We start from the raw sequence: 14952 nt of genomic DNA on the forward strand, positions 1-14952 counted from the left end.
CTCTGGATGTGCCACTCACTTCAATTTTTTATAACCTGCTGATTATAAATGATGATTATTAAAGATTCGTGGGGATACCTCAGAAACTGACCCCATTGATTCAGTACCCGGACAGTTATCCATGAAGAAACTCGTTCTATTTATCCACGGTCTTGGCGGTACGGCGGACAGCACGTGGCAAAAATTTCCTGCGCTGATACGTGCGGATATCAAGCTTACCGAGCTGTACGACGTGGAGACGTTTGAATATGATACCGGGGCTGTCGGGTCGAAGCCGTCGCTTGCAACCTGCGCCGTGATGCTGAAAACTGAGATCGAAAGCCGTTACCTGGACTATTCCGATATCGCCCTCATCGCCCACAGCCAGGGTGGACTTGTGGCGCGATATTACATCGCGGAAAGGCTTATCAGCGGCCAGCCGTTGCGAGTGAGCCATCTGCTGACCTTCGCCACGCCGCATCAGGGATCGGGATGGGCCAGTCTACTGAAGCACGTGCCTTTCACCAGCCAACAGTCCGAGGATCTGAACCCGAATTCGCAATTCCTACAAGCGCTTGGCGTCGCGTGGGGGCAGGCCAACGCCGACAGGCGCGTCCTCACCAAATATGTCGTGGCCGCAAACGACGCCATCGTCGGGCAGGTGAGCGCCATGGGGTCATGGAATCCGGATTATGAGGTGGTTGGCGGCGTTGGCCATATAGCCGTCGTCAAGCCAGGAACGCCCGACGACACCAGTTTCCTCATCGCCAAGAAATTTCTGCTGGAAGACGGCATGCGGCCGGGCGGAATGGATGCTGACTATCGCGTTCCGCTGCTGCGTTTCAATTATGTCAATTCTGTGGAGAGTACGCGCTTCATATACAGCGCCCGCGTCTTGCCGTTCATTGGGCGCGACGCCGACATCAACATTTTAGCGGATTTTCTCGGCGGCCCTGAGCAACCGTTTCGCTGGATGGTAATGCACGGCTCGGGTGGCGTCGGCAAAAGTCGACTTGCGCTGGAGCTTTGTCTGGCCGTCCGTAACGAATGGTATGCAGGCTTTCTGCCTCAGGACGGGCAAGAACCCGACTGGGGCCGGTGGCAGCCGCTATTGCCGACGTTGATCGTCATCGATTATGCGGCGCGCGATACAGAGCGCACAGGTCGACTGCTACGGGCGCTGGCGGGTCGGGGGGCTGCCGATGGCACCCTGCGGCTCGCTGCTCCGGTAAGTAGTAATGCGAAAGTTATTAGGAAGTAAATTTATTGTGTCAAACTGGAAACGATTGCAATAACAGACAAAAATTAGGAGTCCACCTGAAATTCATCGCCAAACTGACCCCGGAAGAGGAAGTAACGTTAACCGAAGCCTATCGTAACCACCCATTATTCCGGGTTAGACAACGGGCACATGCTATCTTATTGAATAATAGAAGGTATGTAATTGCACGGCTGAGCGAATTGTTTGAGTCCCAGCATGAGACTGTCAGCTCATGGTTAGACAAATGGGAAACAGAGGGATTAATAGGGCTTTACGATTGTCCACGAAGCGGTAGGCCTGTGCGCTTCACGGTTGAGGAACAAGCCGTTTTTCTGGGCTATATTGACAAAAACCCACACCAGCCCAAGGCCGCCGCAGCACGATTGCTGGAGGAGACGGGCAAGGAAGCCAGCCTTGACACCTTTAAACGAATTTTAAAAAAAGTGCCTATGCCTGGAAACGTTGTCGGCAATCAGTGAAGGGAAAGCGTAATGAAGCAGATTTCCAACGTGATAAGGCATATCTGAAGGCCTTGAAACAGCAAGAGGATGATGGGGAATTGAAGCTTTACTACTTTGACGAATCCGGATTTAGCACGACACCCTGTGTACCCTATGGATGGCAACGGATTGGCGAGACCCGACAAATACCCTGCTATCGTAGCAAGCGCATGAATGTGTTAGGTTTTTTGATTCGCAGCAATGATCTGTTTTTCCACAGCTCCGAACAATCGGTGACAACGGATACGGTTGTCAATGCCTTTGATGCGTTTGTCGAAACGTATGCAGGCAAGTACGAAGAAACTAAAGTGCCGTGCTGTGTGGTGTTGGATAATGCTTCCATTCATCGTAGCGGCGTATTCAAAGAAAAGCTGGCGGGCTGGCAACAACGTGGTGTGTACTTACATTTTCTTCCGCCTTACAGCCCGGAGCTGAACCTGATCGAAATACTCTGGCGTAAAGTTAAGTACGAATGGTTGCCGCTTGATGCCTATCAAAGTTACGGACACTTGAAAAAGTGGGTGTTGGAAATCCTGAGTGACATCGGTAAAAAATTCCAAATAACTTTTGCGTAACTACTTACGTGTTATCCTCGTTGAGCGCACGGGCGAGGGAGACTGGCTCAACAAGATTGTGGGAACCGGAACGACAAAGGCTCAGGTCAATGCGACCCATGCACCTAACTTGCCATTGGCGACCATTTCCGATTCCTGGCCAATCTTCGAGTTCGTTCTGAATAAGGTGAAAAAGCCGGTGCCTGACAAAGCGGAAACACTGGCTACCTTCGGCGCGATCGACCCCGAGCGCCGACCGCTGTTCGCCTATTTTATGGCTGATGCCATTGCCGCCGGCCATGACGTACGCCATTTCGATGCTGCTCGCCTGCTAGATCAGGTCATCGAGCGCGGACGCGAAGCATATTGGAAGCCGGTCGGAGCGACAGCCAAGGAGGAACGGCTGCTCGCCTTAGCGACAATGGCGGGAGGCCTACCGGTCAGCTCGGTGAAGGGCATGAAGGAGGAGTTACTGTCCTCTTGGAATGTTGACTTCCATCCAAAGGTGTTTCTGGCGATGACAGGTCGGGAGTCGGGGGAGAGTGTCTCGCCCCTAGAGCCAGACATCGTCGGCGAGCATTTCGCGCTGGCATGCCTTGCGCAAACTAATCTCTCCAATGAAGACCGCTCCCGCCTCTGTGGATTGGCATGGCAGCTCGGCTCGCATAGCATGGCGCAATTCATATTGCGCGCTCATCGCGATCTGCCGACCCACCCTATGTTAAATTGGGTGCGAAAATTACCGACATCCGAGGGTCTGCCACAGTTCTTCTGGGCAGTGGCCGCCGTCAATCTGATGGTTGATCTTGGATCCAGCGATCCGGACGCGGCGCGAGCCTTGCTGGATGACCTACGCCGCGTGGCAACCGCGCGTGACGAGCCTACCGTCTGGCGGGAATGGGCCAAGGCCGCTCATAATCTGATGCTTGGCCTTCAATCACGCGATCCTGACGCGGGGCGGGCCTTGCTGAACGACATACGCAGCATGGCGACCGTGCGTGATGAGATCGCTTTGTGGGAGCTATGGAGCAAGGCCGCCGCCAATCTGATGTTTGAGCTTCAGTCATGCGATCAGGATGCGGCGCAGGCCTTGGCTGCGGAGGTTCTCTTGCTTCCCCCAGAGATTCTTTCGCAGCTCGGAATACCCGCATCAGAAAAAAACCATTGAAATACAAACGCGGTAAGATGCAATTCGTCGGGTGTAATAGATGTTAGCTGTGTTGCATCGCTGTTATGTTTTGAAAATGGCGCTACGCTTCTTGGCACCCGGTAACGGTTCAAAAATAAATATCCGATCGTCGGCTTTGGATCGACAGCGGCTTTCGTCAAGTGGTCCATTGTTACTTTGTCGGCGGTTCTTCTTGCCTGTTAGATTGTAGTTGGATGCCAAGGATTTGTGGGATATGAAGCCCGTGTTTTCCAGCTAAAAGTTGGTACTTTAATTCCTGTTCCTCTTCCAACGAATTTAAAATGCCCAGACCATTAGTGTGATCCACTAAGCGAGTTAGTAAACGGATTCCTTGAAAATAATGCCGATAGTCCATGGCAAAAGTTTGATTACCCCAATTGGTTTTTTCAAAGACTTTATCCCTAAAAAGTTCAAAAAATGCTTCTGCTAATCCACGTAAGTAGAATTCCATACCAATTATCAGTAATATTTTATATATCTGGCGAACCAGAATTTGGGTTTGGTCTATCTTATCTTTCCGACGCGATTTATGCCAGTACAGCAACAATGCAGTAAGACTGTCCAGATTACCTAACCTAACAAGTTGTCGACAAAGCGTTAAAGAAAAGGATTGAAGTAGCTGCGGAGTTGGACGAGTTGATCTGAAAACGATTTCCATAACCTCTTGGTCCAGTTTTTTAAACCACTCGTCAATATTGCCCAGGGCTTTTTCTTCAAATCCGAGCACTTTCCAAAGTGGATGATCAAGTTCTTTAGCGGAACCAGCGACTTCTTTCTCTACTTTGTTTATCAAGCTAGGCCTTGGCGTATTTTTGCCTAATTTATAACGAGCCCATTTACCAGGAGGATCCTTTTCCATGAAATCAGGATCTTCTTGTGACCAAAAATGAAGTTCCAGCCGTTTAGCCGTAGAGCAGCCCATTTGACTTCGTACCCCTTCATACCAAAAGCGTACGCGGAGGACATCAATGGGATCTCTAATTCTTTTTGATCGGTAGGAGGGCATAAGAATTTAGCCTGTATTGATGCTAAAATTAATATTTCGTTCTAAGTTATAGATAAATAAAGAATTATAAAATGACTGAAGCCTAAATCGTTCCTTTTCATTTAATAGTTAGTCCAGTGTATGCTTAGCACTATTATTAACGTGACTGTATGTTTCATTATGTTAACTAACGCTACAGAACCATTAACACAGGAATTACAAGATACCTTAATACGCCTGTATGGGCCATTACTGGCTAGCCGAGACTTATGGAAAGTTTTGGGGTATGCCAGTCCGGGGGCATTTCGGCAAGCACGATTAAGAAAGCGTGTGCCGGTGACAGAATTCGAAATTAAAGGACGGAGCGGTCACTTCGCTCTCACATTAGATGTTGCTCGTTGGCTGGCAGAGCAGCGTTTGTCGATTTCCCAGCTAAATAAACCAGAAGGAGCAAGCAAATGACCTAAGCAATAGTTCTCTAACAGAAAACACGGGCTTAGAAAAACAAAAAGCCTAGGGCGGCAACCCTAAGCTTTTATGAGAGCGTCGAGATTTTTGAAACTCTTCTAGACGATCTCATTGTTAATCTAAAAATCGCTGGCGTCAAGTCTGCGGCCTGTTTTTGCGAACTTTTTTTCAACGCATTTCACAGGGCGCAGAATTCGTGCGTCCTGTGAATAGGATTAACGGAGACAAATATGTCCTCAAATCTATGGCATGGGCTTTGGCGTGGAGTGACGCCAGCAGGCGATGTGCATTGCCGAGCCAGAAATGTAATCAGTCCATCAGGTGGTATTGTTCGTGGCAAATTCCCCAGTCGCAAGAACGGGCGAATGGTGCATCACGAAGGGTTACTTGAATTAGAAGCCATTTACCTTTTCGAGACTTCCCCCAAAATCGTTCGGTACCGTGAACAACCCGTCACTATCAACTACCCCGATGATGCAAAGCTGCGGCGTTATACGCCTGATTTCGAGCTGGAATTAATCACCGGCAAAATCGTATACATCGAGGTCAAGCCGATTCGTAGCCTCCAACATGACGAAGTGCGGCATAAACTCGATTGTGTAGCTGAGTATATGCGCCGCTCGGAAACCGCTTTCGTCGTCTTGACCGATCAAGTTATTCGACAAGAACCGCGCTTATCCAATCTTCGCTGGATTTATCATAGATCCTCCCGCGTTCCACCGACCTCAGAAGCAATCACGGTTGCCATCAATAAATATCGCAACTGCCTTCCGTTATCGATTGCAGTGGCATCAACTTTGATAAATGTCGGGGGCGTTGACCCCTATAGTCTGTTGTTAGCCGGACAGCTGCGCTGTTCCTTGGAGCAGCCTATTTCTCTTGAAACCCTTATAGATATTGAATTGGAGGTTAACAATGGCTGGTTTTGCATTGCACAAGAACATGGTTTTTGATTGGAATGGTGCTGAATATCGAATTGATCGTATCCAACCTAATGGAGAGTTGCTGTTGGAACGGATAAGTGATGGTCATCTTTCTATTGTAAGTCGAGAGCTACTGCTTGTTGAGTATAGGGAAGGCAAAATTTCAGCGAAAACGGCAGAGCCTTATTCAAATAAATCGCTGGTACCAACGTTTTCGCGACCGCTTAATGAATTGTCTGAGGGTATCCGAAAAGCGGTGAACCGTCGAAAACACTATCTTGATATTATCCTCGAGCATGGCGTTCCGGTTTTTACACCAGACTATTTGAGGCCGTTGATTGAGCTGGCAGCTGCGAAAATTGAGGATATAAATCCACCGGGAGTGATAACAGTATATAGATGGTATCGGCGTTTTAAATTAAGTAGCGACCCACGAGCGATTATTCCACGGACTGATCTACGTGGACCCAAGAAACTACGGCAAAATGATTATATTCTCCAACTTGTAGCAGAGGCTCTGGAGGAGGCCTTTAAAGCATCGCCGCAGGCGACATGCCGTAACGTTTACACGCGTTTACTCGGCAAAATTAAGATTGAGAATCAGCGAACACTCGGGACTGAGCCAATCAAACCACCGTCATTGCGTACCTTGTATCGATTGATTGCACGTGCGGAGGCTTACGAAACCGTTGTCTTAAAGGAAGGCAAAGCGGCAGCCGATAGGCGCTTTAGGATTGGCAAAGTCGGTGTAAAAACATCCCGTATCCTTGAGCGGGTCGAGATTGATCATACGCCTCTTGACCTATTCCTGATTGACGAAAGAACCTGGTTGCCACTTGGTAGGCCAACGTTGACCATCGTGATCGACCATTACAGCCGCATGTTGCTTGGTTACTATCTGAGCTTTGACAGCCCCTCTACTGCGGCAGTTATGGGTTCGCTTCGGCATGCAATTTTGCCCAAAAATTCGGCTGCTGCTGTGATGCCAAACTTAAAAACTGAGAATACCTGGCCTTGTTACGGGCGACCCGAAGTCATGGTGGTCGACAATGGTCTGGAATTTCAAAGTAACGACTTGGAAAGTGTGGCTTACGACCTTGGGGTCCGGATTCAGTATTGCCCGAAACATACCCCCCGGTTCAAAGGGGTGGTCGAGCGGTATCTAAAGACTATCAACTATTTCTTTGCCCATCAGCTGCCAGGTACCAGTTTTGCCAAATTTTACCTGCGCGGCGATTATGACCCGCAGAAGTGCGCGCTCCTGACTTTTGCAGAGTTCAAACATCTCTTTGAGAAATGGGTTGTTGATGTCTATGCTCAGACCCTCCATCGAGGAATTGGTACCACTCCATGGGCTCGTTGGCACGATGGCATTTCGCATTATGAGCCTGTGCTTCCTGATGATCTGCAAACTTTACAGCGCCGCATTGGCCTAGTGGCTGAGCGGTCTTTACGTCGCGATGGAATTTTCTTACACGGTATCCGCTACAGCGGTGATGAGGTTGGTTCCATTCTGCGTGGTTTTGGTGAAGGTGTTAAAGTCCGGATTGTCTATGACCCCGAGGATCTGGGGGAAATCCAAGTTTGGGGTCCCAATGATGCAGAACCGGTAACGGTTAAGGCGCTCGATTATGAATTTGCTCAGGGGCTGACCGTAAAACAGAACAAATTCATTCGCGAGCAATTGCGTGAGCAAGGTGCCGCAGATGAAGACCGTGCCGCCCTTGAGCAGGCACGATATGATCTGTCACGTTCTATCGAAGAGTTAATGACTAGCCGAAAACACGTGGCCAGACGTCGCAGTGCTGCCCTACGCGGAATTAGCAGCAGTAAACCCAGCGGAACAAAAACCAAAAAAGTCAAAAAACCAGATCCCAATGGTGTACTTAACCCCTCGAAATCAACAAAGTCTTCCAAAACGGAACGGGACGACGATAAGACGGTACCGGACGTAATAAAGTCCTTTCAGTTGAAGCGTAACACGGAGGAGGATTGATGAACTTCAAAGAGATTTTCGATGCGTTGCAGCGTTTCGACGAGGAATACATTCCATTTCCACCTTTTGTCGCTGCAGTCGATACGGTCAAAGCCAACATTGCACTCTTTCGAGAGACGGGGATAGCACATCATTTGCTCGTGCTGGGTGAAAGTGGCACCGGAAAAAGTAGCCTCTGCCGCTGGGTCGAGCAGCAATATCCCCGATTTGCATTGCTTGATCGGGATATATTGCCGGTTCTCATTGTGCCGGTTCCGCCTGCCGCAACCATCGCCAGTATGGCATCAGCCATGCTCGAAAAATTGGGTGACCCGGTGTCGGCCACTGGAACGGCTTCGGCTAAAACGTCGCGTGTTATCACTTTGTGTCGTGCCTGCCGGGTTGAGATGATCTTGTTCGATGAAGCCCAACATATCCATGACCGAGGGCAGGCTACCACCCATTACATGGTGGGGGACTGGCTCAAATCACTGATTGACCAAACCAGTGTGCCGACAGTTTTTCTGGGATTGCCACGCCTCGAACAACTTCTACAGGTTAATGAACAATTACGCCGGCGGTTTTCCCGTCGTATTCGTCTGGCGTTGGGTCAGAGCGATAAGGACTCGATCCATAGCGAATGCCTCCAGCTTTTCAGATCGCTTGGCTCATGTCTCCCCATTCCGCTTTTGTGCGGTCGTTATGGCTGGGACGAACTGGGCATGCGCCTTTACTACGCCAGCGATGGTCGGGTAGCCTACATCAAAAAGCTGTTGGCCAGTGCTTTGAGACTTGCTCTTGAAACCGAAACTGGAGAGATTGGGCCACCATTGCTGGAACAAGCGTTTACTGATGAAATTTGGTGGGAGGGAGTGGGCAAGCTTAACCCTTTCAACCCGGCATTCGAGTTTCGGCGTCTGGATCGCGGCAATGAGCCGTTCGAGTGCGGCAGCTTTAATAATATCCGTAAGTACCGGAAGGAGTCGATATGCTGACTCCCCATATCAATTTTCCAGTGCGGCCTTCAATTGAGAAGGGAGAAAGTCTCGCTGGCTATATGTGCCGCTTTTATGGTGCGAACGGGTATTGGGTGCCACGCCCAATACATAAGGTGCTATCTGCGTTATATCGCGGGACACCCGAGAAAGCTACAAATGCATTTGATATTGCGCAATCCGTGGTCGGTGACTCAGTCGTACTCGATCGTAGATGGTGGCTTGATAGTACGCTTATCAAGAGACCTTCCGGTGGGAATCAACGAGCTTGGCTAACACTAATTTACAATCCTGCACGCTTTTGCCCCACCTGTCTGAGTGAATATGGTTTTCATTTTGCTTTATGGGAGCTGCCACTGGTGCAGGCATGCCCACTCCACAAGTGCGTTTTGCTCAGTAAGTGTTCGCTGTGTCAGAAAACCCTATCGTGGTCTAAGATGTCTCCTGCCTGGAGTTGTTGTTGTGGCAAATCTATCGCAACAATGCCAGCGGCATCAGCGAGTCAGAGTGCGGTGACTATCGCGCAATTATTTGCTGGCTCGGACGACGTTGAGCCGTCGGATAGTTTTCAGGAGCATTTTGGAGAGCCGACTTATGACGGTTATTGTCTGAGCGACGTTTATGCAGGTCTTGAATGGGTCAGTGAACTTCGGGATATTTTTTTGATGTTGACTACAAATTTTGGTGAATTATCTTACCGTCGCCGACGACCAACTCGTTGGTCAGGGCCTAGGAGACTGTCGGATTTAGCAGTGCAAAAAGTGTTAAAATAACCCTATCGAAACACCAAATCAAAAAACAAAAATGGCTACCCAATTCATCCTGATTGATCGCGATACCCCCTACATTCTGCCCCCGTGTGTTCAGGATTATTTGCCTGAAGATCATATGGCCCGTTTTGTTGTCGAGATTGTCGATCAACTGGATTTACGGACGCTATCAGCCGTCTATGCGGGCAAAGGAAAGCGCCCCTATCATCCGGCGATGCTGTTGGCGTTGCTGTTCTACGGTTACGCGACCGGCGTATTTTCCAGTCGCAAACTGGAGAAAGCCACTCATGACTCGATGGCCTTTAAATACATCTGCGCCAACGAAAACCCAGATCACGACACCATCAACAGCTTTCGCAAGCGCTTTGGCAAAGAGATCGAAAGCCTATTTGTCGAGATATTGGTACTTGCACAAACCTTGGGGCTGCTTAAGCTGGGTACGGTGAGCCTGGACGGCACCAAGATTAAAGCCAATGCCAGCAAGCATAAAGCCTTGAGCTGGGATTACGCCAATCAACTGGAAGCCCAGTTCAAACAGGAAGTTGAAACCTTGATGAAACTGGCTGAAGCCGCCGACAATTCCCCGCTTCCAGAAGACATGGATGTACCCAAGGAACTCAAACGCCGCCAAGACCGTTTAGCAGTGATTGCCAAAGCCAAACAGGAAATCCAGGCCCGTGCCAAGGCGCGTTACGCGCAAGAAAAGGCCGAGTATGACGAAAAGCAGGCTAAGCGTGAACAACACCTGAGTGAAACCGGCAAGAAAATGGGCGGCAAAGCCCCCCAAGCGCCTACCGATGCGCCTCAAGGTAAAGATCAAGTCAGCCTGACCGATGAAGAGTCCCGCATCATGCCGACCCCTAATGGTTTTGAACAAGCCTATAACGCCCAAGCCAGTGTTGATATTGCCACCCACCTGATCGTTGCTCATCACATCACCCAACACACCAACGACAAACAAGAAATCGAACCGGCCTTAGCCAAACTGGAACAGCTCCCGGAATGCTTGGGGAGTGTTGACAACCTGTTGGCCGACACCGGCTACTTCAGCCAAGCCAATGTAAAGGCGTGTGCTGATGCAAAGATAAAACCGTACATCGCCCAAAAGCGGCAAAGCCATAACCAAGCCCTTGACGCCCGGTTTCAGCATCAGCCGGAAATAGGCGAAAGCACCTTACCGCCGGTTGAGGCCATGACCCATCGCTTAACAACCAAAGCGGGCAAAGCACTCTACGGCAAGCGAAAATCTACTGTCGAAACCGTGTTTGGCATCATTAAACACGTCCAGGGATTCAGGCAATTCCAGCTTCGAGGCCTGGAATCCGTCCAAAGTGAATGGAATTTAGTCTGTATAGGCTGGAATTTAAAAAGAATGCATGTATTAAGAGGGTGAGAGAGGAAAAAGAGCATTGAGCTGCCCATAAAACAGAACTATGGGCATTAAAAATCCCAATAAACCACTTTTTTAAATTTTAATCGTGATTAAGTGGGGAGGCTCGCTCTATTAATCCGACAGCCTCCTAGCACTTGGGAAGTCAAGCTGCTCGCTGATTCGCCTGAGCAAGTGGTACATCGCCTATTGCGAGTGCTAATAAAACATTTCAGGTCAAATAAATTTAAGCTGTATTTTGTCCCGGAATCCGCCAACCTGAATCGGGCGATATTATTCATCAAGGGGGCGGACAATAGTGTCTTCCAAAATAAAATCCGTATGGCGGTGGAGTATATTCTTGCCGAATACAGGGTGAAACTACCTATTTCATCAGTTGTGTTATACAGCCCACGGGTTTCTAGTGAGAGGCGCATCGTATACCTGACGCAGTTCATGAGCTGGTGGGATATGCTTTCCAAGCGCATAGGCGAACTTGATCCCGACATGCAAAACAATCAGCGAACTACTTTCTCACAATTAATGTTGTTTGACATGCGAGTTCGGGAGATAGTGGATATGTTCAATCTCTTGCTCGATGCGGCACTCCAGCGAGTTGACGTGGAGGATTTTCGAGCACTTTCATATTGGTGGCGGATACCGGGAGAGTTGCGGGAGCTTAAGAATCCAAACGAAGTTTTGAGCCGGATTGGTTTACATCTCGCGGTTGTATCGACTTCCGAACTAGCCTTTGTCCATGACCTTATACGACAAGGGCGGCTAGGTGAGCAATGATGATATGCGAAATAAACAGCCACTCATTGCCAGTGCGTCCTCGTCCGGTTCAGGGAGAAGCCACCATCGGTTTTCTCATGCGCGTCGCGCTTGCTAATGGTTATGAGACGCCGCGGCAGTTATGGATAGGACTTAGGACCTTTGACGCAGTATGTAAGGCTCTTTGCTTATCGGCGGAGGAAGAAAATACGCTTTTTGGTCCGTTTCCAAGTTATTGGGGACATAATGATTTTAAGTATGGTCTAACCGCCGCTGATTTCAATCATAGTCTGATGCGGTGGTGTCCGCTCTGTCTCCGGGAGTCTGCCCATCTTCGTGGGCAATGGATGCTGAAACTCTGCTGCGTGTGCAGTCGGCACTCAATTCGCTTACTTGATCGATGTCCGATCTGTGGAAGTACACAGCGGTTAGAGCGAGCTAACTTTGATCGGTGCATTTGCGGGGCATGGTTTGCAAACGCACAATATGTTGATACGGACGTCGAATCAGTAGTACGCATCACCCAGACTCTTGAGGCATCGATTTTCGATAAGGTGGCGTTGCCAAGCTTACCTTCATTGTCGGCGCAAGAGTGGCTGAGATTGATAAGCTATCTCGGTCAATTTTCTGAAACATTCCAACCTGCCAAACCTGGCAAGATTGCGAATACGCATCAACTGGATACCGCTATGTCCTTGATGTTCAACATTGGGTGGCTACTTGATAGCTGGCCAGAGAATTTTCACGTCATTTTGGAGACTATTCAACGAAAGGAAGCGGCTAAGCTAAGCATCCGGCGGACATTCGGATCAATGTATCGTGTTCTTTATGTTGATCTTGCGGAAGGGTGTTTTCAGTTTCTACGGGACGAGTTCGAGCGTTATTTACATGAGTATTGGAGGGGTGTGGTGAGTAAGCGTAATAAGGCATTCAAGCCTGAGACTGTTGCAACACATCCTAGGGTTACCTTGAAACAGGCTGCCCAAAAAACCGGTGTTGCCCCTGCAATCGTGAGTCATATCATGCAATCCGAACTGATTCCATATGGCCTGGTTGATTTACCTTCTGGACGTAAAGTGAGATCAATCCATAAAAGTAATCTAGCTCAAATTAAGGCGCTTATGAATGGGTGCATGGCAATTGGTGAGGCTGCAACGCTACTTGCATTACCTGAATGCCGAGTAAGGGAATTAATTTCAAGCGGAATCATAACGCCGCTTATTTCCCGAGTTCACGATAAATCAGCAGCTTGGTTAATAGCGAAGCAACAAGTACAGAGGCTATTCTTCACCAGCAGCGAACCGCGCAACGTATTTTCGGCGATAACGGTCAGACGATTGTTGAAGTATTGGCATTTACGCGATGGTGAATTCATGGCTTTGGTCCAGGCATTATCGGAAAGTCGATTAGTACCGGTGGCTTTACAGTCAACACCAGTGTCATTGGGAAATGTCACGCTTGACGAGCAAGAGGCACGAAAATGGTTGGAGGAAGTCCGGTTTCAAGTTGGGTCAAGTATGTCAGTGGACGAGGCAGCAAAACGACTCTGCCTGAAACAACAGGTGGTCTATGATTTAGTTCGGCGGGGATTGCTGGTTACGATCGAAGATAAATTGCCCGGCAGGCGAGTTATGAGGACAAGTCTTGAAGACTTTCAAGCCACCTATATCTCATTGGCCGAATTTTCCCGATCTCTACAACGGGCTCCACGATGGGTACTGAAGAAACTTCATGTACCGCCGATTTCAGGACCATTGATTGATGGGAGCAGACAGTATTTTTTTCGACGTTCCGATGTATGTTCCGAAGCATTACGGGTTGATTAATAACATGATTAATGTTGATACAAACGCTGTGAGGCACGGAGAGTGATGCGATTAGCGAGCGCCAGCCGAATAGTCCCTGGTAACCCGAGGGCCGGGCGGTTATCCAATCAGGAGAACTGCAAGGCATACCGACCGGGTGTCCAGTCATCTGAGAGCAGGAAGCGCAGCCTTTCTGTGACGGGGACGGCCAGGGCAGCAGGCAGACATTCACGCGACGGTGAAGAGCGAAAATAGACCACGGAAGGTTTATTTTTCATCACTTGGAAGCTTATCCTTATTACCTATCGCCATTACGGCCTCTGGGGGCTTTGTCTGCCCCCGGTTCGTGTCGACCATGGATAAACACAGTCTGTCCGTTCAATTAATCTCTCTTTACCAACAGGCCGGCTCCAATCCGTTGAAGTATGCGTGTTTTCGGCTGTGACACCAGCAAGTAAATCCGCAAGTTTAAATTGTTTGCCCTGTATTTCTGTTTGCATTGCTGCACCTCTTGCGTGAATGAATTTATTTTATATCTAAACGCACTATATGCGGCAGCAACTCATAAAAGAACTGCACGAGTAATAAAACGGCCGCGAGCAGCTTTTTCTGTAAACGCAATTTAGAAATGTCCTCTATGCTGCAAAGTAGAAGTGTCCCCTGTATTGGTTTTCTTTTTCCACTACCCAATTTTACTCACGATCAGGAGGAGGTGGGGTTTTCATCCATTTCTAATTATTGTGGTGCTCACTTCGCCCAAGTGTTGTCTTGATGGAGCGCCCGCACTGCGTTTTTCATCATTTTTATCCTGTTTTTCTTTGATGAAATTTAGAACCGCTCCCAATCGCTTATTACTTACTATTTCCCCTTGATCGATTTTTTTGATTTTATCGAATATGCGGTAGGGGAGCTCGCGATTGTCACATTTGATTTTTATTGTGCCATCGAAGTATTCATAAACGGTCACTTTATTCCGGGCCAGGCTTCTGTTATCAATTGAATCCTCAATCAGGTAGAGTGCCTTGTCGTATTGCAGGGTTAGATTTTTAGACAAAGTTCTATTTTCCTGCCATGAAAAAATTTCATTTAATTCTTCATGAGGCAGCAATTCACGGTGCATATTCTTGGAATCAACTGATTCCACTCCAAACTGTTTGTTAAATTTATCCATAAATTCCGGCAAGAATTGATTTCCTTGTTCGGCACCAGAAATATTCATAAGCCGCATTTCTTTAATCAAACGATCTTGCAGGGTTCTATTGACACGTTCAACGCGGCCTTTGGCCTGCGGCGTATTGGCGCAAATAATATCAATGTTCAATTCGGTTAAGGCTCTTCCAAATTGAGTGACACCATCACCACCTAATTCACCTGTTTTATTAACACGAAATACGCAGTGTTTATC

Annotated in this window: 13 protein-coding genes; 11 read left to right on the forward strand and 2 right to left on the reverse strand. The window is 48.5% G+C overall.

Going from position 1 to position 14952, the window contains the following annotated elements:
• The first annotated feature begins 121 nt into the window (after nt 1–121).
• Genes METTU_RS09510 through METTU_RS09525 form a run of 4 tightly spaced genes read left to right on the forward strand, consistent with a single transcriptional unit; the run spans nt 122 to nt 3462 of the window.
• Complete coding sequence (locus METTU_RS09510) at nt 122–1240, forward strand: alpha/beta fold hydrolase (protein WP_006891238.1); 1119 nt, start codon at nt 122–124, stop codon at nt 1238–1240.
• Between the two features lie 5 nt (nt 1241–1245).
• Entirely contained in the window at nt 1246–1719 is a 474-nt protein-coding gene (locus METTU_RS24415) for a helix-turn-helix domain-containing protein (RefSeq protein WP_006893918.1), read from the forward strand.
• Nucleotides 1716–2315, forward strand: a complete 600-nt coding sequence (locus tag METTU_RS24420; protein ID WP_050897745.1) for an IS630 family transposase — start codon at nt 1716–1718, stop codon at nt 2313–2315. The genes METTU_RS24415 and METTU_RS24420 overlap by 4 nt, the downstream gene beginning before the upstream one ends.
• Entirely contained in the window at nt 2308–3462 is a 1155-nt protein-coding gene (locus METTU_RS09525; protein WP_006891240.1) for a hypothetical protein, read from the forward strand. The genes METTU_RS24420 and METTU_RS09525 overlap by 8 nt, the downstream gene beginning before the upstream one ends.
• 172 nt (nt 3463–3634) lie before the next feature.
• Here the strand turns inward: METTU_RS09525 and METTU_RS09530 are convergent, their stop codons facing one another.
• Nucleotides 3635–4489, reverse strand: coding sequence for a hypothetical protein (locus METTU_RS09530; protein WP_006891241.1), 855 nt, complete (start codon nt 4487–4489; stop codon nt 3635–3637).
• 677 nt (nt 4490–5166) lie between these two features.
• Here METTU_RS09530 and METTU_RS09535 point away from each other — a divergent pair.
• From METTU_RS09535 to METTU_RS09560, 7 genes are all read left to right on the forward strand, one after another.
• Nucleotides 5167–5889: a TnsA endonuclease N-terminal domain-containing protein gene (locus METTU_RS09535; protein WP_006891243.1), complete on the forward strand. Its 723-nt coding sequence runs from the start codon at nt 5167–5169 to the stop codon at nt 5887–5889.
• Nucleotides 5852–7855 carry a TnsB C-terminal domain-containing protein gene (locus METTU_RS09540; protein ID WP_006891244.1) on the forward strand — a complete coding sequence of 668 codons (2004 nt, stop codon included), beginning with the start codon at nt 5852–5854 and terminating at the stop codon, nt 7853–7855. The genes METTU_RS09535 and METTU_RS09540 overlap by 38 nt, the downstream gene beginning before the upstream one ends.
• Complete coding sequence (locus tag METTU_RS09545; RefSeq protein WP_006891245.1) at nt 7855–8829, forward strand: TniB family NTP-binding protein; 975 nt, start codon at nt 7855–7857, stop codon at nt 8827–8829. The genes METTU_RS09540 and METTU_RS09545 overlap by 1 nt, the downstream gene beginning before the upstream one ends.
• A complete protein-coding gene (locus METTU_RS24945; RefSeq protein ID WP_006891246.1) occupies nt 8823–9602 on the forward strand; it encodes a TniQ family protein in 780 nt (259 codons plus the stop codon). Before METTU_RS09545 ends, METTU_RS24945 begins: the two co-directional genes overlap by 7 nt.
• Before the next feature lie 31 nt (nt 9603–9633).
• Nucleotides 9634–10992 carry an IS1182 family transposase gene (locus METTU_RS09550; protein WP_006889238.1) on the forward strand — a complete coding sequence of 453 codons (1359 nt, stop codon included), beginning with the start codon at nt 9634–9636 and terminating at the stop codon, nt 10990–10992.
• Between the two features lie 192 nt (nt 10993–11184).
• Entirely contained in the window at nt 11185–11763 is a 579-nt protein-coding gene (locus METTU_RS09555; protein WP_150107768.1) for a hypothetical protein, read from the forward strand.
• Nucleotides 11760–13568 (forward strand): TniQ family protein, encoded by a 1809-nt coding sequence (locus tag METTU_RS09560; protein ID WP_006891248.1) that lies wholly within the window; start codon nt 11760–11762, stop codon nt 13566–13568. The genes METTU_RS09555 and METTU_RS09560 overlap by 4 nt, the downstream gene beginning before the upstream one ends.
• A gap of 700 nt (nt 13569–14268) precedes the next feature.
• On the opposite strand, the gene METTU_RS09565 is transcribed toward METTU_RS09560, so the two are convergent.
• Nucleotides 14269–14952 (reverse strand): hypothetical protein (locus METTU_RS09565; protein ID WP_006891249.1); only part of this gene is annotated, 684 nt, incomplete at its 5' end.

The sequence above is a fragment of the Methylobacter tundripaludum SV96 genome, assembly GCF_000190755.2.
Taxonomy (GTDB): domain Bacteria; phylum Pseudomonadota; class Gammaproteobacteria; order Methylococcales; family Methylomonadaceae; genus Methylobacter_A; species Methylobacter_A tundripaludum.